Source organism: Pantoea sp. V106_11 (assembly GCF_029967885.1).
In the GTDB taxonomy this organism is placed as follows: domain Bacteria; phylum Pseudomonadota; class Gammaproteobacteria; order Enterobacterales; family Enterobacteriaceae; genus Pantoea; species Pantoea ananatis.
Map to the genome: position 1 here is coordinate 358,088 of NZ_JASCAK010000037.1, position 21,813 is coordinate 379,900.

Annotated in this window: 18 protein-coding genes; 5 read left to right on the plus strand and 13 right to left on the minus strand. The window is 50.4% G+C overall.

Features of this window, described 5'->3' with window-relative positions; all coding sequences use genetic code 11:
* Nucleotides 1-20: 20 nt before the first annotated feature.
* The 4 genes from hflD to rluE are packed head-to-tail and all read right to left on the minus strand — an operon-like array spanning nucleotide 21 to nucleotide 3,030.
* Entirely contained in the window at nucleotides 21-662 is a 642-nt protein-coding gene (gene hflD, locus QLG08_RS20525) for a high frequency lysogenization protein HflD (protein ID WP_014606116.1), read from the minus strand.
* Between the two features lie 34 nt (nucleotides 663-696).
* Nucleotides 697-1,809: a tRNA 2-thiouridine(34) synthase MnmA gene (gene mnmA, locus QLG08_RS20530; protein WP_014606115.1), complete on the minus strand. Its 1,113-nt coding sequence runs from the start codon at nucleotides 1,807-1,809 to the stop codon at nucleotides 697-699.
* Nucleotides 1,810-1,848: 39 nt separating this feature from the next.
* The gene (locus tag QLG08_RS20535; protein ID WP_013025399.1) at nucleotides 1,849-2,322 is read right to left on the minus strand and encodes an NUDIX hydrolase; all 474 of its coding nucleotides are present in this window, start codon (nucleotides 2,320-2,322) and stop codon (nucleotides 1,849-1,851) included.
* Nucleotides 2,323-2,370: 48 nt separating this feature from the next.
* Complete coding sequence (gene rluE, locus QLG08_RS20540; RefSeq protein ID WP_014593450.1) at nucleotides 2,371-3,030, minus strand: 23S rRNA pseudouridine(2457) synthase RluE; 660 nt, start codon at nucleotides 3,028-3,030, stop codon at nucleotides 2,371-2,373.
* A 110-nt stretch (nucleotides 3,031-3,140) separates the two neighbouring features.
* On the opposite strand from rluE, the gene icd reads away from it, so the two are divergent.
* Both icd and QLG08_RS20550 read left to right on the plus strand, forming a co-directional pair.
* Nucleotides 3,141-4,391 carry an NADP-dependent isocitrate dehydrogenase gene (gene icd, locus QLG08_RS20545; protein WP_013025401.1) on the plus strand — a complete coding sequence of 417 codons (1,251 nt, stop codon included), beginning with the start codon at nucleotides 3,141-3,143 and terminating at the stop codon, nucleotides 4,389-4,391.
* Nucleotides 4,392-5,089: 698 nt separating this feature from the next.
* Nucleotides 5,090-6,169, plus strand: coding sequence for a glycosyltransferase family 9 protein (locus QLG08_RS20550; RefSeq protein ID WP_019105691.1), 1,080 nt, complete (start codon nucleotides 5,090-5,092; stop codon nucleotides 6,167-6,169).
* Between the two features lie 498 nt (nucleotides 6,170-6,667).
* Here QLG08_RS20550 and QLG08_RS20555 read toward each other — a convergent pair whose 3' ends face one another.
* The 6 genes from QLG08_RS20555 to QLG08_RS20580 are packed head-to-tail and all read right to left on the minus strand — an operon-like array spanning nucleotide 6,668 to nucleotide 13,432.
* On the minus strand, nucleotides 6,668-7,396 hold the full coding sequence (locus tag QLG08_RS20555; protein ID WP_019105689.1) for a fimbrial assembly chaperone: 729 nt from the start codon (nucleotides 7,394-7,396) through the stop codon (nucleotides 6,668-6,670).
* Complete coding sequence (gene stbD / locus QLG08_RS20560; RefSeq protein WP_029571410.1) at nucleotides 7,362-8,657, minus strand: fimbrial usher protein StbD; 1,296 nt, start codon at nucleotides 8,655-8,657, stop codon at nucleotides 7,362-7,364. Before stbD ends, QLG08_RS20555 begins: the two co-directional genes overlap by 35 nt.
* A gap of 37 nt (nucleotides 8,658-8,694) precedes the next feature.
* Nucleotides 8,695-11,232 (minus strand): fimbrial outer membrane usher protein, encoded by a 2,538-nt coding sequence (locus QLG08_RS20565; protein ID WP_227008741.1) that lies wholly within the window; start codon nucleotides 11,230-11,232, stop codon nucleotides 8,695-8,697.
* Complete coding sequence (locus tag QLG08_RS20570) at nucleotides 11,228-11,989, minus strand: fimbria/pilus periplasmic chaperone (protein WP_013025406.1); 762 nt, start codon at nucleotides 11,987-11,989, stop codon at nucleotides 11,228-11,230. Before QLG08_RS20570 ends, QLG08_RS20565 begins: the two co-directional genes overlap by 5 nt.
* 57 nt (nucleotides 11,990-12,046) lie before the next feature.
* Nucleotides 12,047-12,589, minus strand: a complete 543-nt coding sequence (locus QLG08_RS20575; RefSeq protein ID WP_014593456.1) for a fimbrial protein — start codon at nucleotides 12,587-12,589, stop codon at nucleotides 12,047-12,049.
* Between the two features lie 21 nt (nucleotides 12,590-12,610).
* Nucleotides 12,611-13,432: a hypothetical protein gene (locus QLG08_RS20580; RefSeq protein ID WP_028715019.1), complete on the minus strand. Its 822-nt coding sequence runs from the start codon at nucleotides 13,430-13,432 to the stop codon at nucleotides 12,611-12,613.
* Nucleotides 13,433-14,091: 659 nt separating this feature from the next.
* Between QLG08_RS20580 and QLG08_RS20585 the strand changes: the two genes are divergently transcribed.
* The 3 genes from QLG08_RS20585 (at nucleotide 14,092) to QLG08_RS20595 (ending at nucleotide 16,412) form a co-directional block, all read left to right on the plus strand.
* A complete protein-coding gene (locus QLG08_RS20585) occupies nucleotides 14,092-14,355 on the plus strand; it encodes a hypothetical protein (protein WP_019105685.1) in 264 nt (87 codons plus the stop codon).
* Between the two features lie 122 nt (nucleotides 14,356-14,477).
* On the plus strand, nucleotides 14,478-15,680 hold the full coding sequence (locus tag QLG08_RS20590; RefSeq protein WP_014593458.1) for an FAD-dependent oxidoreductase: 1,203 nt from the start codon (nucleotides 14,478-14,480) through the stop codon (nucleotides 15,678-15,680).
* A gap of 168 nt (nucleotides 15,681-15,848) precedes the next feature.
* Nucleotides 15,849-16,412, plus strand: a complete 564-nt coding sequence (locus tag QLG08_RS20595) for a TetR/AcrR family transcriptional regulator (protein ID WP_013025411.1) — start codon at nucleotides 15,849-15,851, stop codon at nucleotides 16,410-16,412.
* 4 nt (nucleotides 16,413-16,416) lie between these two features.
* Here the strand turns inward: QLG08_RS20595 and QLG08_RS20600 are convergent, their stop codons facing one another.
* The 3 genes from QLG08_RS20600 to QLG08_RS20610 form a co-directional block, all read right to left on the minus strand.
* Entirely contained in the window at nucleotides 16,417-16,995 is a 579-nt protein-coding gene (locus QLG08_RS20600; protein WP_014606105.1) for a TetR/AcrR family transcriptional regulator, read from the minus strand.
* A 217-nt stretch (nucleotides 16,996-17,212) separates the two neighbouring features.
* Entirely contained in the window at nucleotides 17,213-18,652 is a 1,440-nt protein-coding gene (locus QLG08_RS20605) for an efflux transporter outer membrane subunit (protein WP_019105684.1), read from the minus strand.
* Entirely contained in the window at nucleotides 18,652-21,813 is a 3,162-nt protein-coding gene (locus QLG08_RS20610; protein WP_019105683.1) for an efflux RND transporter permease subunit, read from the minus strand. Before QLG08_RS20610 ends, QLG08_RS20605 begins: the two co-directional genes overlap by 1 nt.

Sequence of the window (21,813 nt, forward strand, 5' to 3'; positions counted from 1 at the left end):
ACGGTGTTTGCCCCACTGACTCAGTAAGCCAGTGGCAGGCGGGATAAAAGGGCTTTGGCTTCGCGCAGCAGGCGCTGGCGCGAAAACATCAGCTGCAGTCGGCCTCCGCCGACCTGCTGCCAGAGTACGGCGGCACGAATACCGGCCAGCAACGTGGCGCGAACTTTACTTTGTAACAGGGCATTCTGCAGGACAGCCGGGGAACCGGTAACCTGAATGCGCGGCCCGAGCGGGCTGATGACATCCACATAAATACCGGCCATGGCGCTCAGAATCGTGTCCGATTCCAGTTCGTAGTGCGCCAGTTGGCGATCGAGCTGGCTGATGCGCTGGGCCAGCGTATTCATGGCCTGCTTGTTAGCATTCAGTTTGCGCTCCAGCACCATCAGACTCAGCGTATAGCGGGTCAGCTCTGCGCTGGCGCCTTTACGGTTGCTGCTGTTCAGCACCGCCATCAGGGTTTCAAGCCCAAGGCGCAGGTTGGCTTCATTGTTGCCGAATACCGCCAGCGTGGAGGTGGGGTTGAGATCCAGCACGCTGCGCAGAGATACCGTCAGCGCTTCAGGCTGACAGTGACCCTGATTGGCTAACTGCTGCACCAGATGGGCAGCCTGGCAAATGCCCGCCAGCGCGAGGGTGATTTCCTGATAGTTTTTTGCCACGGTCACTCCTGTTTACGCGTTATTAGCGCCGGTATTATGCGGCAACCCAAGGCAAACGCTCTTCAATGATGCCGCCACCCAGGCAAACATCGCCAAGGTAGAACACCGCAGACTGCCCCGGGGTGACCGCGGCAACCGGTTCGTCGAACCGGACTTCAATTTTGTCATCGCCTTGCGGAATGATTTCGCAGGGGATATCGGTCTGGCGATAGCGGGTTTTCACCGTACAGCGCAGCGGGGCGCGGAGCGGCTGACGATCGACCCAGTGCAGTTGCTGGGCGATGAGGCCGACCGACATCAGACGCGGGTGATCGCCACCCTGCGCCACGATCAAACGGTTACGCGCCACGTCTTTATCTACCACATACCAGGGATCGTCTTTGCTTTCTTTCATACCGCCGATGCCCAGCCCTTTGCGCTGGCCCAGCGTATGGTACATCAGCCCCTGATGCTCACCGACAACCTGGCCATCAACGGTTTCGATTTCACCGGGCTGAGCGGGCAGGTAGCGTGCCAGGAATTCACGGAACTTGCGTTCACCGATGAAACAAATGCCGGTGGAATCTTTTTTCTTAGCCGTGATTAATTCAAGCTCTTCAGCGATGCGGCGGACTTCTGGTTTTTCCAGCTCGCCGACCGGAAACAGGCTCTGGGCAATTTGTTCATGGCTGAGCGTATAAAGGAAGTAGCTCTGGTCTTTGTTTCCATCCCGTCCGCGCAGCAGATGGCTGCGGCCGTCACTGTCCTGACGACGGACATAGTGACCGGTTGCGATAAAGTCTGCGCCCAGATCTTCAGCGGCAAACTCCAGAAACGCTTTGAACTTAATTTCTTTATTACACAGGATATCGGGATTCGGTGTGCGACCGGCCTTGTACTCTTCAAGGAAGTGCTCAAAGACGTTATCCCAGTATTCCGCCGCAAAATTCACTTTGTGCAGTTTAATACCCAGTTTGTCGCAAACGGCTTGCGCATCCGCCAGATCGTCAGCGGCGGTACAATACTCCTCGCCATCGTCTTCCTCCCAGTTCTTCATGAACAGGCCTTCAACCTGATAGCCCTGCTGTTGCAGTAACCAGGCGGAAACGGAAGAATCGACGCCGCCGGACATCCCGACGATCACTTTTTTCTGGCAGTTATCAGACATCACAAGCTCGCAAAACAATAAAACAGGCGGCGCATTCTATCACGCTGAAGTCGGGTGCGCACCTGCATGAAACGGCCAGTTGAACGGGCTAATCAGGTCTAACGGGTAGCGAACCCCCTGTTGCCATCGACGTACGCTTTCTGCCACCAGCGGCGAACGCAGGTTAGATGCCGTCAGTATCTGCTCTGGCGGCAGCCACCAGCAGCGGTCAATGTCGCTGTCCTGCGGAGCGGTGGGCAGTGGCGCATCCAGATCCAGACCAAACAGAAACCGCACAAAAGGCGTATTATCGGGGGCTATCCACTGGTTGATTCCAATAAAATACTGCACCGCGGCGTCAATACCGGTCTCTTCAATCAGTTCACGCTGCGCGGCTTCATGAAGCGTTTCGTCGGCTTCAAGATGACCGGCGGGCTGGTTCCAGGTTGCCACACCGTTCACCTGTTCTTCCACGACCAGAAGTTTTCCCTGTGCCTGTACCAGGCACGCCACGGTGACATGCGGTTTAAACATCGATCCTCCGGAATTGTTAACTTGAAGTTATGGAAATGATAACAGCATTCAGACTAAGGTGCTGATATCCCGCCATTCGCCGGGGGCCAGATTATCCAGCTCAAAGTCACCCATCGCATAGCGCACCAGGCGCAATGTCGGGAAGCCAATATGGGCGGTCATGCGTCTGACCTGGCGGTTGCGTCCTTCATACAGGGTGATTTTCAGCCACTGCGTGGGTATCGCTTTTCGCTCACGAATGGGCGGCTGACGTGCCCACAACCATTCGGGTTCTGCTACTTTTTCGATACCGGCTGGCAGAGTAAGGCCGTCTTTCAGATTAACCCCATCCCGTAGGGGCTGCAGATCGCGCTCTTCTGGCGCGCCTTCAACCTGAACATAATAAATCTTGCCGGTACGCTTGCCGGGCTGGGTGAGCGCGGCCTGCAAGGCTCCATCGTTGGTCAGCACCATCAGTCCTTCACTGTCGCGGTCAAGACGACCCGCGGCATAAACCTCGCTCACATCAATAAAATCTTTAAGCGTCCGGCGGCCGGCTTCGTCCGTAAACTGCGGTAACACATCAAAGGGTTTATTGAACAGGAGCACGCGCCTGACGGCAGGCGGCGCTATCGCTTTACGTTGTGCGTGGCGAGTTTGTCGGCTGAATCGTTTATTTGGTTGAGAAGTCTGATTAGTTTTTCGCATAAGCTTTGCAGTCTGAAACATTCAGCGCATTATAACGCGAAATTGCGGTGATTGGCGTGGCGTCAATATTCAAGTAGTATTGACGCGCATCTTACAAATCATTAACAAAAAATCGCTCGAAGGAGAGGTTAATGGAAAGCAAAGTAGTTGTTCCGGCGGAAGGTCAGAAAATCACCCTGAATCAAGGCAAACTGGTTGTGCCAAACAACCCGGTTATCCCTTATATCGAAGGGGATGGTATCGGTGTTGATGTTTCACCAGTGATGCTGAAAGTGGTTGATGCCGCTGTGAAAAAAGCCTACAACGGCGAGCGTAAAATCTCCTGGATGGAGATTTATACCGGCGAAAAATCGGTTGAACTCTACGGTCAGGATGTCTGGCTGCCGCAAGAAACCCTCGATTTAATCAAAGAATACCGCGTAGCGATTAAAGGTCCACTGACCACGCCAGTCGGCGGCGGCATCCGTTCTCTGAACGTTGCGCTGCGTCAGGAACTTGATCTGTACGTTTGTCTGCGTCCGGTTCGTTACTACACCGGCACACCAAGCCCGGTTAAACGTCCTGAAGATACCGATATGGTGATCTTCCGTGAAAACTCAGAAGATATCTATGCCGGTATCGAGTGGAAAGCGGGCACGGCAGAAGCCGACAAAGTGATCAAATTCCTGCGCGAAGAAATGGGCGTGAAGAAAATTCGCTTCCCACAGAACTGCGGCATCGGCGTTAAGCCTTGTTCGGAAGAGGGGACCAAGCGCCTGGTGCGTGCGGCAGTGGAATACACCATCACTAACGATCGTGATTCACTGACTCTGGTTCACAAAGGCAACATCATGAAGTTCACCGAAGGCTCATTCAAAGACTGGGGTTACCAGTTAGTGAAAGAAGAGTTCGGCGGCGAGCTGATCGATGGTGGTCCATGGATGAAGTTTAAAAATCCAAACACCGGCAAAGAGATCGTTGTGAAAGACGTGATCGCGGATGCCTTCCTGCAGCAAATCCTGCTGCGTCCGGCTGAATACGACGTTATTGCCTGTATGAACCTGAACGGCGACTACATCTCCGACGCCCTTGCGGCGCAGGTTGGCGGAATTGGTATCGCACCAGGCGCAAACATCGGTGACGAATGTGCCCTGTTCGAAGCAACCCACGGTACAGCACCGAAGTATGCGGGTCAGGATAAAGTGAACCCAGGTTCCGTCATCCTGTCAGCTGAAATGATGCTGCGTCATATGGAATGGTTCGAAGCCGCAGACCTGATTGTTAAAGGCATGGAAGGCGCAATCGCTGCCAAGACCGTGACCTATGACTTCGAACGTCTGATGGATGGCGCTAAACTGCTGAAATGCTCAGAGTTTGGTGACGCGATTATCGCGAATATGTAACACCAGCCTTGCCTGATCCAGCCAGCATAGATCTCAATTTATGCTGGCTTTTCTTTTCTCCAATCCTTTCCCCGAATCCTCCCCAAAACTGATTGTAAAACATGCTGCTCAGGCGGCTACAATCGTCCAGTCTTTTCCACGATCATCTTGGTATTTTGACGTCTAGGGAGGTGAAGCGTGATCGATTTATTTCTATGTATTAAATCCATTAGCCTTGTAAGACTTTTCGAAAAGTGAACGTTGCCCACGAAATGCGGAGCTTTCTGAATTGGCCAAAAAAGGTCGGTATGATTTCTGACGTTTTCAACATATTCTTTGTATATCATCCGAAGTTTGCTGCATCAGTAACGTGGCGGTGAGCAAAAAGTGAACAAAGGACTCAGGCAAACCCTGTATTCTGGCGAAGCAGGCCGGAGGATGATATTGGTTTGACATTGACGGTTTTGTTTTTAACGAAGAAAAATGATTAAAAATGAACAAGACTGAACCCGAACAGTGCGTCATGGTCTCACCATCATAGTGTGTATCTAAACAGAGTAAACGACTTCTTCGTCCCGGATAATTTATAATATATACTGTGGCCTGAGTGATGGCGTAATGTTAATGTGCATAAGATGCGTCTGGCAGATTAATTGCATCGGCAATGCTATTTATGGTTAGACCCTTAGGATGTTAAGGCTTGAGTCGGGACAATTTAAATGAGTAAAATCACAAAACAATTCGCTGCAAAATTATTTCTTTCCATGTGGAAAGTAACCGGCTATCGCGTAAGAAAAATTGCCCGTTTTTCTGAAAATGATAATCTTAAAAGCATTGCTATTATTTCAAATACGGCCTTGGGTGATTTTTTATTTAACACGCCTTCTATTCGTGCAATAAAAGAACGCTGGCCAAATGCCAAAATTACGCTGGTCATCTTAAAGAGAAATCATCCCCTGGTAGAAGGGAGTAATATTTTTGATGAGGTTTTATATTGGGGAGGAAAAGTTTCAGGTATGCTCTCTTTGATAAAATCATTAAGAAAAAATCAGGTTGAGGCAACGTTCATCCTTCATTCGCGAACGCCTTATGATATCCTTACCGCTTCGTTAGCAGGTTCTCGTTATATTTTTAAAGATGTTTATTATACTGATTATCAGGGCAGAAAAGACTTTATTCTGAAAACATGCTTGTCTTCGTTTTACGATAACAGAAAAAAAGGGAATATCCACTTTATTCGCCAAAAAACTGAAATGCTTGAATCAGTAGGCATTATGGTAAAGTCTGAATCAATGTTTATTCCCGCACCCTATAAACCTCAGCGCTATGATAAGACAGTTATTGGCATACATGCTGGGGCATCCAGTACAGAAAGATGCTGGCCTGAATCTGCTTTCTCACTGTTAATCAGTAAATTAATTAATGAGTATAGCGATTTGGTTATTGAACTCATCGGTGCTCCTGGAGAAAAAGCCCTAAATCAACGCATCATTGAGGGAATGGAATCGCAAAGTGACAGGGTGATCAACGTTGCAGGAAGTACAAATTTGATACAACTGGCTGAGAAAATAAGTGGTTTCACGACGTTAATTGTTGGAGATACAGGCCCTTTACATCTTGCTATCGCGGTAAAGACACCGACAGTTGCCTTGTTTCCTAACCAGAGCACGATAGACGGTGGCGCGCCCCTTCAAGACAAAGGTATCCATCAGGTTTTACATCCAGATGATGAAAAAAATGGATTGCGTGGAATCAACTGGACTCATGTATATGATGCGGTAGCGCGAAATCTGTCTTGAAAATATCTCAGGAGGAAGGGGTAAGCCGTCCTCCTTTTATCGATTTTTTACTTAATGGAGCTAATGTAAGCTCGTCATGAAAATAAAAAATAAATTCAATGGATTTTTATAAATAATCTTTCTATGGCTTCTCATTTTTGTTTGGCTTGAAACAATGGGTTTATAATGCTGATATAATATCGCCTAAGAAAAAATAGTGTTTTGAATTTTTTTTTTTGGCTGCTAACTCTGCGTGTTTTATAATTTATCTGTTTCTGTTTCTGTTTCTGTTTCTGTTTCTGTTTCTGTTTCTGTTTCTGTTTCTGTTTCTGTTTCTGTTTCTGTTATCTGATATGTCATGTTGCATCTTCTCACAATGCCGAAAGCAGAAAGCGTTAATTTTCTACTGTCTGAACAGAAGATCATTGATGAGGCATCAATGTTCAACGCCTTATTGAAGATTTACTACACTCCAGCGCGAGGGCATTTTATCCACTGTTCCGAATATGCTCCATTCAGCTAGTGAACGACGGTATCGAGAAGCGTACCGTGATACTTCTCAGCATTACCATTCTGATTAATGACTTCATAGGACACGATGGAGCCAGGATTAAGCGATGTGGAAGGGGAAAGCAGAACATAAGAATGCGGTTGCACCATAATATCCCTCAGCACAGCATTATCCACTTTCGCATTCAGGCTCATATACCAGGGCGTTGGATTTGTTATTTTTAGCTCTTGTCCCTTTAGGATAAAGTTCAGCTTCTTTGCATCCTCTGGCTGAGGCGCTCTTAACCCTGTTGGCCGTACGAACACTTTCAAACGCAGGCGCAGTGGCAATATCAGCTTCCGTGGGTTCTGACCATCGGATTTTTTGATCGCCGGTATCTGATAAAGGTTTAGCCAGTATAAGGTTTCTTTATCCGGGGCGAGCGCAGAACGTGTGGTCAGCATCAGTTTCACCGAACGGACTTCGCCGGGCTGCATGTTAAATATCGGCGGCATAGCCATCACAGGTGTTTTACTTTTATCGGGCGACAGATGGATATCACCTTCATCCGTCCAGATTTGCACAATGGCAGGGCTTTCTGCCTTGTTTATCAGGTTGACGGATTGTGCAGTGTCCCCAGCGTTAAAAACAATCCGTGTTTTATCGATATTCACGGCGGCCTGATTGACGCCCGGTAGCATAAACATCAACAGCAGCATGAATCTACTGAAAACTAACAACGACCTGTAACTGAGCATTGACGGTTCCTGCAGTAGTGATCTGTCCGGGAATGGCTTCAAGCGAGGCGGTGAAGTCTCCTTGATAGGTTTCACCATGACTTGAGGAAACCAGTGAGGTTAAGTCTTTATAGGCATACCATCCACGACTGTTTCCTGAGCCGGTGCTGGTAAAATCCGGTAATAAATTCATGGCTGTTCCATTGCTGTTGTAGATTTTAATTCCCACTCCTGACGCAACGTCGCTATTGCCATACCGGGTGTCCAGTAGCCAGGTTAAGCCGCCGCCGCTGGTCGTCAGGCCAAGGCTGTTCGCCTTTGCCACGGCATTGGGTTGATTGACCAGAAAGCCCATGGCGACATTCGCTGCGCTGCTGGTTGACGCGTTGATGCTGGAAATCGCGCCCGATTCGCACTGAAGCGCGACAGAAAAGGGCGCCTGGCTGCTACCGCCTGCGGCCAGCGTGGCGGTGCTGACGGTAGGAAGCAATACGACGGAAGGGTAATCTTTCACTTCACAGATTGCACCGCGGACATAGGTGACGTTTTTATATGTGCTCCAGCCGCCAGGCCAGTTGTTGTAAAATCCATTCCAGACAGTGCTACTGTCTTTGCCTTCATCAAGGTTATTTGTATCTAACCCTGGTCCTTTAAAAGCGATATATCCCCGTGGTTGTGCATGGCCATCGACGTAACGATTAGCGCTGTTTACGTAATAGCTGGTAGAGTCAATTTTAAACATCTCATAAAGCACATTACTGAAAGCGCTGGCGGGGATATAAATATACTGTCCATCGGAATACCAGTCATCAGCGGTAAGTTTACGGCTCTTCCAGTAACGGCTGTAATATTCTCCTGTGGCAAGATTAGTCAGGCGAACGGCAACATTTTTCACATAGTCATAATAAGCACCGTCGACTTCGCTGGTGCTGTTTTTCCCGGCAAAAGGTGAATCACCGTTAGTGGCGTACATTTCATACAGCTTATCGGCATCGGCCTGCGCGCACCGATAAAGAATCTGATTCGGCGTGTAGGCTTTGTTAGTGGATGCTGTCAGAAAATTACCCACTGAACTCGCCAGCAGCGTACCTGAGGGTTGAAATGTATTACCCGAGTTGATGCTGATGATCGACGGCAGGCCCACATTGCCTGAGCAGGTATCGCAGGCACCTGACCACGAACTTGCCGTATAACCTGCCTCCTTCGCCTCCGTTGAAAGTGAAGATGCGCTCGTTACCTTGCTGCAGTTTGCCAGCAGCGGCAGCGGCGTTGCGCACAGCATTGCGATGAAGAAAAAAGATCGATGTAAAGACACTGCATCACTCCTTGCTACACAGGCTGTCGAGGTGGATGATTTGGCTGTCAAACTGGCCGGTAATCTGATAATTAACCCGGCAGCGCTGCGGCCCGTTGTTATTCCAGCTTACGCGCAGCACCCCCGAGTCATGAGGCACGCGCGCATATAGCTGCCCCCCCTGGCCAACCACGCCGATTACCGTATTCTCTGCGTCACGGACCTCAGCGCCCATGGGCGGCATCTCACCGTTGGCTGTCTTCAGATTGATGAGGACCGCTTTGCCTTTGAGCGTGGCGAAATGCACCTGCACCACCGCACCGGCATAAGGCACCACGCGTTGACTTCCACCGCTCAGTTCCGCATCAGCCTGCATGTTAAGCGTGTCCAGACTGACGGTGTTTTCACGATAGGAGGTCAGAGAAGGTAAGATGGCATAGCCGAACGCATCCACAACAGCACCCTGACCATTACGCACTGTCGCGCCTTGCGCGCCCTCGGCTTTTATTAACGCAAACGTATCACTGGTATAGGGGCCCACCGTCACCCCACCGCGATGCACAACCAGGGTGCCTGACGAGCCTAATCCGACCTGGCGATAACTCTCGGCCTGCCCATAACTGGCGCGTACCGCACCCAGTCGGGTATTTTGTTGCAGATTGCCACCGAAACTCAGGGCACGATTGCGCTGCCCATCCCGGTTCTGATCGAGGCCAGAGTAGAGTGAATAAGATAAGTCACGGTTATCGCCTGCCGTTCCCGACAGCGACAGGGATGTGTTGCGATTTTGACTGGACTGGTTAACGTTATAAGCGACTGACGAGAGGCTTTTACCCCAGTCAAGCGGAATGGATACGTTGAGTGAAAAGGTATTTTCGGTGTATTTTTGCTGGCGGCTGTCATCCTGCTGTAGGGAAAAACCTGAATCATAGCGGTTGTTATACCAGACCGTACGCTGACGACCTATGTTGATACCGTAGCTGATAGTTTTCCAGGTGTTGCTATAGCCAAGTTGCAATTGCGTGATGCGCGACTGGTTATTGTAATAATCAGCAGTACTGGCACTCAAACTGATCAAACCGAATCTGTCCATGGACTGACTCAGTGTGGCAGTCAAACGGTTACGCTGATTTAATGAATCAGAATAATACTGAATGCCTGCGTCTTGCTGACGTCTCACGCCCAGAACATCCTGCAAATCACGGAACCCACTCGTTGAATACCGGTAGGCAGCCAGAACCAGGTTGGTGCCTGTGTCAAACGTCTTGCTGTAGTTGATCTCCGCGCGCCAGCCTGACGCTGTTTTGTTCTGTTCAACCCGCGCATGTGAAAAGGTGCTGTTCATTCCCAGTGCGCCGATCTCTGTTGCCAGCACGCCACCTAACAGCCACGCCTGATAATCGTTTGCCTGCCGGGTACCCGCCGTCGCCGTCAGGCGATTACTGATGCCCCGTTGCAGAATGCCCTCAAAAAAGGTGTTATTGACACGGTAATATTGGCGAACCCGTCCCAGCGCCAGCGAGTACTGCCAGTTGCCCGGGCGCACAGAGTCTGGAACGGAAGCATAAGGAACGGTAAAGGTCGAACGCTTACCGTTAGCTTCAATGACCTCAACAGCGAGGTCACCCTGATTGCGCGTGTTGTACAAGTCATCAATGACAAAAGGGCCTGGTGGCACTGTGGTTTCATAGATCACTTTATCCAGTTGTTTAATGACAACCCGCGCGCTGGAGGTTGCCACGCCCCTGACTTCAGGGGCATAACCCCGCCTGCCTTGTGGCCACATCCGTGGGTCGGTAGACAATTTAATCCCGTTAAAAGCCAGGCTGCCAAACAGGGAACTGTCGGTGGCATTGTCACCTAAAGACAGTATGCTGTTAAGCTGTTCCAGCGGGCGTTGTACCCAGCTTTTCACGGTGTTGTAACGGTATCGACTGCCGCCTGCACTGTCATTGAGATAGCGCGCATTACCCTGATGACGGAACTGCCACTTCATCAGATTGGTACCCGCGGTGATCCCACTCCATAAATATTGATAGCGATAATCAGACGTACGGTTTTCGGTCCAGGTGTAATTGGTGTTGTGCCGTAAAAATACTGCACTAATACCTTCTTCCCATTCAGATGTAGGGATGTAACCTCTCGGCTTCTTATCGAGGCTTGAGTTTGGGATCGTGAGCTGTAATTGCAGTGATGCCGGATCAAATTGCCAATGACTGTCTGATGACCAGTAACCCAGTGGATGACACTGCTCTTCAGGTTCAGGCGTGGGTGGCACTTTTAGCTGCAGCAAGGCAACAACCTTTGACGGAAGGCAAGGTTCCGCATCCTGTTGGAGGTCAGACTGGATAAACGCGATTTTGACACCGGATGTAACCCGTTTATTATTGAGATAAATATCGACCAGATAATTGCCAGCAGGCGTGGCGTTCTGATTAAATTGTTCAATGTTCTGTCCAAATGCCGAGCCTTTAAACAGGCTTGAGTCAAAATAATAATCTTCGCAGTAAGCATGCTGAGAAAAGGAAATCGAAATGGTGAATGCAATTAATTTTGAGTTAATTAATTTCAACCTTATAGTTTTCACTTATTCTGGCTCCCTGGTCGTTAACTGCAGCAACGGAGACAATGTTTACGCCCTGTAAACGTTTTTTATCCGCACTGAACCAAAAGGTTTTTTTGCTAAAAGGCGGAATCATATCAGCATCGGAATGCAGGTCTTGATTTGCCACCTTAAATGAAATGTCGAGTAATGAAGCATGCCAGGGTTGAGGGTTATTGATTTCAATGCCTAGCCCTTTATGATTATCGTGAACGAATTTAAGCGAGATATTCTTTAATATGTTATTCGGGTTTCCCACTGAAACAGGACGGTAAAAGATTTTAAGGCGGTTTCGTAACATGACCATCATGGCATTTTGATTATTTTCATTTTTCAGATTCGCAGGGGGGATCTGCAATGTGTTAAACCAAAAGACAGACTCCCGATCCTGAGGGAGAGGCAGGCTACCGTTGAATATAATTCGTGCAATTTGGCCCGTCTTGGGCTGTATACGAAAAACGGGTGGTGTCACAATAAAGGGCGTTTGACTGCTTTGCTCAGGTTGAGAATTGGCATCGCCGTTATCAAACCAGGCCTGAATAACATAGGGGATATCACCGTTGTTTTTTAACTGCACATCAACGGTTTTGGCACTGGCAGGGTAAATGACACGGCTACCCAGAATAGTCACGTTCGCTCTGGCGTTATTTACTGCAAGTAAGAACAGGAAAGTAATGAAAAATAATTTTAGCGCAAACACCAGCCAGCGGTTTTCCATATTTGATTCCTCAAAAAAACGTGCGCCCCATAATAACCGTGGCGCACCCGAACAGAACTAACGGTAAGTTATGGCATACTGAATGGAGGCAGCGACCGTACCGGATGTTGCCACCCCGGTTGAAAAGTATTGCGCGCCATAGGTCGCTGACTTTTCAGTCTCATTCGCGGATAAACTTAAGTCGCCGCTACCGGTAAAGCCCCCCGTCAGGTTGATTACCGTACCCGCCGTATCCAGCATCTGAATCTCAACATTTTCAGCCGACCCGGTGTTCGTCAGGTTACCTGCTGCGCTCACGTTATTGCCCACGAATACCGTTGAGATTTGGGTGGTGGTCGCTGAACCGCTGCAGCCTGTCAGACCGACGGTAAAGTCAGTTTTACCTGCCGTCTTACCACTGGTATCTAAATCCGCTTTACTTACGGTAGGAAGCAGTACAACGGGTGAACTCTCATTGCCGTTAATGGCAACTGAACAGGTTTCATCAGAGACTTCGCCCTGAAAATTAATGGTATTAGCAGAATCTGCTTGTGCATATCCTGACAGCAGAAAGGCACTCACAATCAGAGACAAACTAAATTTATTGGTGTGATAAGTCATTTTATCTTCCTTTATGATCAATTAACTGGAAAGTAACTGATTAAGATTGATTCCAGTTTTCCTTCTGACAGCGTCTTTAATGATGTAAACCTTCTTAACGCCAAGTTTCATTTCGCTGGAAATTTCACCCAGCGAATGGCCATAATTGGCAAGGTCCAAAAATTTAACTTCTTCCAGCGTCAAGGCGTTGACGCGTTTCCTTTCACCTCCTTTTAATCCGTAATAACAGGCATTAACCGCTTTTTTAATATCCTCAATTTTACCGTCCGCATAAATCACAGTATTTATCGTGGGCTCCTGTCTCCGCCAAAATGACGCCAGAGATTCCATTCGGCGATCGCTGATGATAATAATGGCAAGGCCGGTCCCTCGCAGATAATCCATCCAGTTTTTGCTGGTAAAATAACGGAGGTTATGAATCGAAAAGTCAACAAATATACATCCTCTGCAGAACAGGCTTTCGTATCTTCCGGCGACCAACGACAAAACGCCTTTTATCAAAAAATGATTGTTGCCTGGCCATACGGCAATCTTTTGAATTGGGCATCGCAATATCTCTTCCTGGGTATTGCTCGTCAGTTGGCAACAATATTTACAACTTGAGCAGCGAACATCCTCTTTGGTTATCCTTCTCATCAGCCGATTTCTACCGCTTGTTAAGAAAGTTGACCTATCATAACAGTGGGTTTCCTTTTCCTTCAACGGGTTAAAAGAAAGATCGGCTTCTTTAACCAAGAAAATTCTGATGTCGGTTACGCACAATTGTGATGCTTCATTAAGCGGTAATTTTCCTGAGAATGTTAAAATTACGATGATTAAATGATTATTTTGTACAGTTTCCATATTAAGAATATTTACGGTCGCCCAGGATTATTCCCGTTCTCAAGGGAAAAGGATCAATAAAAAAACAGCACAAAATGATAAATTCTGCGTCATTTATTAAAAAGTTAAGGTTTATCGTTGTGCAAAACTAAACGCTCTGTTCGGTATGTTTATTAAATTATTACAATTCTTTGTTAAATTGAGTCTGCTGTTTTTTACCTTGCGTAGAGTTTTCGGTGCCTTATTGTGCAACATGTAGAGTACCTAAAGTTGATTTTTTATATTTATCCTAAAGTGTACCTTTACAGTTAAATGATAGTTGTTTAAGTGTTTTGACAATTTTATTTGTTTGTCTTCCAGCGACGTTTTCACAGGGAATCATCACGGTGATGTTAAATAGTATAAATATAGCGGCCTGGCTTTTTTATGTCGGCGATTACGCACTCAGAGAAAGGGTGGCTGAACAGGATTTAACGCCCGCCAGGCGCCTGAATATGTGCAGACAAGCGGGCAAAAGAGGTGTCTCATGCTTAAAAAAAGACCGATGCCTATTTGCGCAGGAAAGGTTTAGTGACGCTGAGGTTTACTAAGGTCAGCAACGTTTTTGATAATTTTTAACTATCACAGTCAACACCCAAAATGTCTGGCTAATGCAGCTTTGCATAGCAATACTCGTCACTATGACCACATATCGCATTAAAGTGGGTTATCACAACCCCTCCGCACTTACGTTCATGCAGCTGGACGAGCAGCTTGCTGACCATGCTTTCTACAGCGCGCGCGCCGATGCTGACAGCGGCGGCTTCCGCTATTTTCAGGAGTACGAGTATCAGTCAGATTCTGCCGATTATTGCTCAGTATGCTCCATGGCCTATCATCACGCCTGCCAGGTCAGAAAATGTCCGCTGGTGCTGGTAGAGATAAAAGAAGAGAACGCCAGATGACCACGCTGTTGCACTGGTGCACCTGGTCTGGCCGGGACAACAACGCTTATCCCTGTCGTTCCTCGGTACTTAAATCATCCGCAGTGGCATACACTTACCACGCATATTATGAGGGGTAAGCTATGCCATCCACTGAACACGTTATCTCTGACTGCTGTATCGTCGGCGGCGGCCCGGCCGGTTTGATGCTGGGCTATCTACTGGCCCGCGCCGGTTTACAGGTTGTCGTGCTGGAAAAACATGCCGATTTTCTCCGCGATTTTCGTGGTGACACGATCCATCCTTCTACGCTGGAGGTCATGCATCAGCTGGGCCTGCTGGACGATCTGCTGAAACTTCCTCATCAGCGTGCGGAAAAGCTGCAGGCGGAAATGGGGGGCGAGGAGGTCACGATGGCCGATTTCTCGCGCTTGCCGCTGCAGTGCCGTTTTATCGCCTTCATGCCGCAGTGGGATTTCCTGAATTTTCTGGCGGAACAGAGCGCGCAGTTTCCCGGCTTCACCCTGCTAAAATCCACCTCGTTAAGCCAGTTGATCATCGAAGAGGGTGAGGTTCGGGGTGTTCTGGCCTTACAGTCGGGTCAGCCCGTTGAGATACGTTCCCGCCTGGTGGTGGGGGCAGACGGGCGCAACTCTGCCGTTCGCGCACAGGCCGGACTGGTGAGCCAGCATTTTGGCTCACCACGCGACGTTTTGTGGTTTCGCCTGAACAAACAGCCAGAGGATCCGCAGTCAGGGATGGGTCACACCGGCCCGCGAAATAACGTTATCGTGATCGACAGGGGCGATTACTGGCAGTGTGGACTGACGATTGAAAAAGGGCAGTTTGATGCGATTCAGGCCCGTGGGCTTGACGCGATGAAACACAACATTGCCACCGTCTCCCCTTTTAGCGTCGAACGGCTGGCGGAAATTGACAGCTGGGAGAGTTTCAAACTGCTGTCAATCCGTATCGACAGGTTGAATCAGTGGGCAAAACCGGGCGTGCTCTGCATCGGTGATGCGGCTCATGCGATGTCACCCATTGGCGGAGTGGGGGTTAATCTTGCCATCCAGGATGCGGTGGCCACGGCGAATCTGCTTACCCGGCCTTTGTTAAAGAGGAAGGTCACGTTCAGGGATCTGAAAAAAGTACAGCAGCGCCGTCAGTTTCCCACCGTTGCGACGCAGTTCCTGCAAATAAAAATGAGCAGTAAAAAGAAACCGGGTGGGGAAGGCAAAAGCAAAATGCCCGGCATCATCCGTAAATATCCCTTTTTACGCTTTATTTTTGGCCGACTCATCGGCATGGGATTTCGTATGGAAAAGCCACGCGCAGTTCGTTGAGCAACGCCCGTTCGCCTGATGGAAGACAACCGTCAGGCAAACGGACGCAGGAAAGGGGGTGGTTTCATCACGCCGAATACGACAGGACGTGAAATGCCTTACCCACTTGCCATAGCTATTGGTAATGACAGACACTAAAGTCATTTCTTTTATCTTCTGAGTATCCTGATGAATCGCAGCGAAGAAATTCTTGATGCAGCCGAATACTGCATGCGACAAAAAGGGTTTTATCAAACCTCCATTCAGAGTATCGCCAGTCAGGCAAATGTCAGCATCGGGCTGATTTATAAATATTATAAAAATAAGGAAGCGATCGTTGAAGCACTGGTCACGAAAGTGGTGCAGCGTATGATCGTGTTACTGAAAGCCGACTTCGAGAAAATGGCGAACGCGGGGAGAGTGACGCATCTGCCGGGAGATTTGGCGTCACCAGAAGTCGAACAAAGCATTGTGTTGCTCATCGAGATATCATCCGAATCCACGCGTAATGCGCGTATTCGTCAGATTCTTCACGATGCCTGGCAGGTTTTAAAAAAGAATTTTATTACTGAGCAACAGGCGCTCAATCCGGCACTGGAGGCGAACATCATCCATGCACGATTGCATGTGGTTTCCCTGGTAATAGACGGCATGATCATTCGCCGTTTTATGAAACGCCGCGAGACAGAAGACAGCTTTATGCCGTTCTTTAAGGCGGTTAGCCATGACATCCACCAACCGGATGCTGAGTAACGCATCAAAACAGGTGACGGTCGAGTACAGCATTGATCCGGCTCAGTTCCTGCTGATCCACATTTTTATCTCCATATGCATGACAGGCGACGCCATCCACCAGCATCAGCAAAAACTGGATACGGTTGCTGCGCTGGAGTGGACTTTCTGTCGGCATTTTCTGCCTGAATAGCCTGTCCAGATCTGCGACCAATAAGGCTTCCTCGCGGGCCAGCATTGAGCGCACTGATTCATGACGTGAGGCTTCGGAATACATTTCCAGTAATAAACACCGGTCCTCAGGAGACCAGTTCTGCCAAAAGGGCGAGTCGGTATCAATAATATTGGCGGTGTGCGTTTCGTGCGCCAAACTATGCAGCAAAAACGTCCGCCAGTTTTCTGCGATACTTTTTATGGTTTCACTGACAATCACTTCTTTACTGTTAAAGTAGCGATAAAGCTGACCTGCACCTAAACCGGATTCACGACTGATATCGGCCATACTTGCACCGTGAAAACCGGAACGGCTGAAGCAGTTCTTCGCGGCTGAAATGATCAGTTGCTGCCGCTGCTTAAAGAACGTTTCATTATCAGGCTTGCTCAAAAAACTCTCCTGAATACAGGCCGATATGCGGCCCTTTTTATTGACTTATTCTGACATGGTACGCGAGGCTCCGGGGCGAGGGAATCGCCTTCACACATTCTGACACAGAATGGCCTGATGTCCGTGTATCGGGATTTGCCCTGTTCCACTATTGAGGGCAGCGCGCGATGTTATTGCGCGCAGTTTGTCGGGTGCGCATCCCTGCGCATTTGGGCGTTCAACGCACATCTACCGTTTGTTCAGACGCCTGTCGCGCCGAGCCGCCTCCCATCACCTTGTAGAATGTATTTAGGTTTTGGTAGTACGCCTGTTCCACGCTGACCAGACGGGTTCTGGCGGAGTAGAGCGTTCGCTGGGCGGTTAACGCATTCAGCCAGGTATCCACGCCGCTTTGATAACGCAGATCGGCCAGATGCGCGTAAATCTGTGAGGCTGCCACATTGTTACGCTGGCTGGTCAATTGATCGTTGATGGTGCCGCGCCGCGCCAGGGCATCCGCGACTTCGCGGAAAGCGGTCTGCACCGACTTTTCGTACGCCGCCACGTAGTACTCCTTCTGCGCTTTGGTGTAATTCAGGTAGGCCACGTTGTAGCCGCCCTTGAAGACAGGCAGCGAGATACTGGGGGAAAACGACCAAATTCCCACGCCGTTTTTGAACAGCGAGGCGAGATCGGCACTGCCAACGCCACCGCTGGCGGTCAGTGAAATGCTGGGGAAGAAATTGGCCCGCGCTGCCCCGATGTTGGCATTCGCCGCCTTCAGGTTGTGCTCAGCCTGCAAGACATCAGGACGATTATTGAGGACATCCGACGATATCCCTGCGGGCACATCGCGCAACGCATGGCCAATCGATTCAAGATTTTGCGGCAACAACGTATCGGGTACAGGTTTTCCAACAACCAGATCCAGCGCATTCTTATCCTGCGCCACGCTGGTAGTATAGCTGGCCACATCCGCCTGCGCAGACTGATAGGTGGTTTCCGCAGACGCCACATCAACCATCGAATCCACACCGTTTTGCATGCGCTTGCGCGTCACGTCCAGTGACTGCCGCGCACTCTCAGCTGTCTCTTTCGCAATGGCCAGATTGCTGCGATCCGCCGCCAACTGAAGCCAGTAATCAATGGTGTTATACAGCACCGTCAGGCGCGTACTCCGCGCGCCCTCCAGGGTACCAAGGTAGGTTTCATACTGCTGGCGCGACAGGCTTTGATTCTTACCAAATAAATCCAGTTCAAATGCGCTGACACTGCCTTCGGCAGAGTAAGAATTGCCCAGCGCCGTTTGATTGCCTTCGCCCGTCAGGGCACGTGAGCGCGTCCCGCTGACACCGGCGCTCAATGACGGGAAGAGATCGGCACGTTGCTCAGCGTATTGCGCATGCGCGGATTTTACACTCGCCACCGCTTCACGTAAGTCGCGGCTACTGTCCAACGCCATGCCGACAACCTGATTGAGTTGGCTGTCCAGCACATAATCCTGCCAACGGATAGCGCGATAATTGACGGCAGTCCCTTGCAGGTTAGGGTAGGCTTCCCCGGTCGGGTTTGTCGCCTTCACGGCATCCACAGGACGATCATAATGCGGATCCAGCGACACGCAGCCCGCAAGGAAGCAGGGTAAAAACACGGTGAAAAGTTTTGCAGTCATGGTCATTATTCCTTCACCTTCGCTGCTGAGTCGGTTGGCCGGGCCGTGTCATGCGGCTGTGCCGGAAAGACCCGGCGGACCAGCACAAAAAACAGCGGTACAAAGAAAATAGCCAGCAGGGTGGCGGTTAAGGTGCCGCCAATAATACCGGTACCGATGGCGATACGGCTGTTGGCCCCCGCGCCCGTGGAGATCGCCAGCGGCAGTACGCCTGCGGTAAAGGCCAGTGAGGTCATGATGATGGGACGTAAGCGCATCGTCGCCGCATGAACCGCCGCGTTTATCAGGCTCTCGCCCTTGCGGTAGTGCTCTTCAGCGAACTCCACAATCAGAATGGCATTCTTCGAGGAAAGTCCAATGATCGTGAGCAGCGCAACCTGAAAGTAAACGTCATTTTCCAGGCCACGCAGCGTAATCGCCAGTAGTGAGCCGATGACGCCCAACGGCACCACCAACATCACCGAAAGCGGCACTGCCCAGCTCTCATACAGGGCGGCCAGGCACAGGAACACCACAATCAGTGAAATGCCATACAGCGACAGCGCCTGATTACCGGAAAGTTTTTCCTGATAAGAGAGCCCACTCCAGGCGAAGGTGGTGCCCGCAGGCAAGGTCGCAGCAAGTTTTTCCATTGCGGTGATGGCATCCCCGGAGCTTTTCCCTTCGGCGGCCGATCCCTGAATTTCATAGGATGCCAGGCCGTTGTAACGTGAAAGCACATCCGGACCATAGGACCATTTCGACGAGGCAAAGGACGAGAAGGGCACCATGGTGGTGTTATTGCTGCTGTCTGTTCCGCGGACATACCATTGATCAATATCCTCTGGCTTGCTGCGGAACGATTGATCGCCCTGCATATAGACTTTCTTCACGCGGCCGCGGTCGGAGAAGTCATTGACATAACTGCCGCCAATGGCTGCGCTGAGCGTATTATTGATGTCGCTGATGGTCAGGCCCAGTGACTGTGCTTTCGCATCATCGATACTGACATCCAGTTGCGGCAGGTCCGGCAGCGAGTTGGCACGTACAGCGCTGAGATCCGTATCCTGATTCGCTTTTGCAATCAGCTGATCGCGCATTTTCAGCAGTTGATCGCGTGCGGTAGCACCACGCGCTTGCAGCTCAAACGTGAAGCCGTTGGATTGACCCAGCCCGGAGACGGCGGGCGGCGACAGCACAAAGATCTGGGCATCACGAATCCGCGACAGCGCCGCCATGGCGCGGCCTGCAATCGCATCAGCACTGTTCTCACTGCCTTTACGGTCACGCCAGTTCTTAAGCGAGATAAAGCCGACCCCCGCATTCTGTCCGTTACCGGCAAAACTGAAGCCGTCTACCAGCATGCTAACGTTAACGTTATCTTTCTCCTGGGTGGCGAAATACTGCTGTACCTGACGACGGACTTCACGGGTGCGATTTTCCGTCGCACCCGGTGCCAACTGATACTGCACCATGATGTAACCCTGATCTTCGGTCGGCAGAAAGCCGGTTGGCAGGCGCATATAGAGCACGGCACAGCCGATCAACAGCACGCCGTACAGCAGCAGATAGCGCACGGAACGGTGCATGACCTTCCCGACGCCACGTTGATAGCGTGCCTGCACGTTTTCATAGCGCTGGTTAAACCAGCCAAAGAAACCGTTGCGACCGCTGTCGTGATTGTGCGGTTTAAGCAAGGTGGCACAGAGGGCGGGCGTCAGCGTCAGCGCCACAATCACCGACAGCACCATGGAAGAGACGATGGTGATAGAGAACTGACGGTAAATCACGCCTGTTGAACCGCTAAAGAAGGTCATCGGCAGGAACACGGCAGAGAGCACCAGCGCGATGCCAACCAACGCACCAGTAATCTCCCTCATCGATTTCTCGGTTGCTTCTCGCGGGGGTAATCCCTCTTCGCGCATCACGCGTTCGACGTTTTCAACCACGACGATGGCATCATCGACGAGCAAACCAATGGCGAGCACCATGCCGAACATGGTAAGCGTGTTAATCGAATAACCAAAGAAAGACAGCACACCAAAGGTGCCCAGGAGAACGACCGGAACTGCAATCGTGGGAATCAGCGTGGTGCGGATGTTTTGCAGGAACACAAACATCACAATCACCACTAAAATGACCGCTTCGACCAGCGTTTTCACCACTTCTTCAATCGAGATTTTAACGAAGTCAGTGCTGTCGAGCGGATAGGCTATTTCATAGCCCGCCGGCATGCTGCTCCGGAATTCGTCAATGGTGGATTTCACCTTTTCGGCGGTGGAGAGTGCATTAGCGCCAGATGCCAGTTGGATAGCCATACCGGATGCCGGATGGCCGTTCGCCATGACATTGGCACTGTAGTCTTCATCGCCCATTTCTACGCGTGCGACATCGCTCAGACGGACCACAGAACCATCGGCCTGGCTTTTCAGCACAATGTTGCGGAACTGCTCAGGGGTTTGCAGGCGTGAACGCGAACGTACCGTCGCCACCAGTTGTTGTGTGTTGCTGGACGGTTGCGCGCCCAACTGCCCGGAAGACACCTGGGTATTTTGACTCTCAAGAGCGGTGGTGACATCAGAAGGCATCAGCGAATACGACGCCAGCTTGCTGGGATCGAGCCAGATACGCATCGCGTACTCGGCGCCAAAAACCTGTACGTTACCGACGCCTGTCACGCGCGCCAGCGTGTCTTCCATGTTGCTGACCATATAGTCGGCGACATCGGAAGAGCTGCTTTTATTGCTTTTATCGTACACCGCCAAAATCAGCAGAAAGTCGCTCTGGGCTTTCTGCACGGTCACGCCCTGTGAGGTCACGGCGCTCGGCAAGCGGCTCTCGGCCTGCTGCACCTTATTCTGCACCTGGACCTGAGCAATATCGGGATCGGTGCCCTGTTTAAACGTGACATTGATTTTCACCTGGCCGGTGGATGCGGTACTGGTCGAACTGAAATAGAGCAGTCCATCCAGTCCGGTGAGCTGTTGCTCAATAACCTGGGTCACGCTGCTTTCCAGCGTTTCCGCCGATGCGCCCGTATAGGTGGCCTGAACACTGATTTGTGGCGGTGCCACATCGGGATACTGCGCCACGGGCAGGCTGCGAATACTCAGGATACCGAACAGCATGATGCAAAGGGCGATCACCCAGGCAAAGACCGGCCGACGGATAAAGAACTGCGCCAACAT

Bases quoted from the DNA above. Each gene is read 5' to 3' on its own strand.
- QLG08_RS20590 (WP_014593458.1), top strand. From the start codon at position 14,478: ATGCCATCCACTGAACACGTTATCTCTGACTGCTGTATCGTCGGCGGC.
- QLG08_RS20570 (WP_013025406.1), bottom strand. From the start codon at position 11,989: ATGGAAAACCGCTGGCTGGTGTTTGCGCTAAAATTATTTTTCATTACT.
- QLG08_RS20605 (WP_019105684.1), bottom strand. From the start codon at position 18,652: ATGACCATGACTGCAAAACTTTTCACCGTGTTTTTACCCTGCTTCCTT.
- QLG08_RS20550 (WP_019105691.1), top strand. From the start codon at position 5,090: ATGAGTAAAATCACAAAACAATTCGCTGCAAAATTATTTCTTTCCATG.
- mnmA (WP_014606115.1), bottom strand. From the start codon at position 1,809: ATGTCTGATAACTGCCAGAAAAAAGTGATCGTCGGGATGTCCGGCGGC.
- QLG08_RS20575 (WP_014593456.1), bottom strand. From the start codon at position 12,589: ATGACTTATCACACCAATAAATTTAGTTTGTCTCTGATTGTGAGTGCC.
- QLG08_RS20585 (WP_019105685.1), top strand. From the start codon at position 14,092: ATGACCACATATCGCATTAAAGTGGGTTATCACAACCCCTCCGCACTT.
- rluE (WP_014593450.1), bottom strand. From the start codon at position 3,030: ATGTTTCAGACTGCAAAGCTTATGCGAAAAACTAATCAGACTTCTCAA.
- QLG08_RS20595 (WP_013025411.1), top strand. From the start codon at position 15,849: ATGAATCGCAGCGAAGAAATTCTTGATGCAGCCGAATACTGCATGCGA.
- QLG08_RS20535 (WP_013025399.1), bottom strand. From the start codon at position 2,322: ATGTTTAAACCGCATGTCACCGTGGCGTGCCTGGTACAGGCACAGGGA.
- QLG08_RS20610 (WP_019105683.1), bottom strand. From the start codon at position 21,813: ATGTTGGCGCAGTTCTTTATCCGTCGGCCGGTCTTTGCCTGGGTGATC.
- QLG08_RS20580 (WP_028715019.1), bottom strand. From the start codon at position 13,432: ATGGAAACTGTACAAAATAATCATTTAATCATCGTAATTTTAACATTC.
- QLG08_RS20555 (WP_019105689.1), bottom strand. From the start codon at position 7,396: ATGCTCAGTTACAGGTCGTTGTTAGTTTTCAGTAGATTCATGCTGCTG.
- stbD (WP_029571410.1), bottom strand. From the start codon at position 8,657: ATGCTGTGCGCAACGCCGCTGCCGCTGCTGGCAAACTGCAGCAAGGTA.
- icd (WP_013025401.1), top strand. From the start codon at position 3,141: ATGGAAAGCAAAGTAGTTGTTCCGGCGGAAGGTCAGAAAATCACCCTG.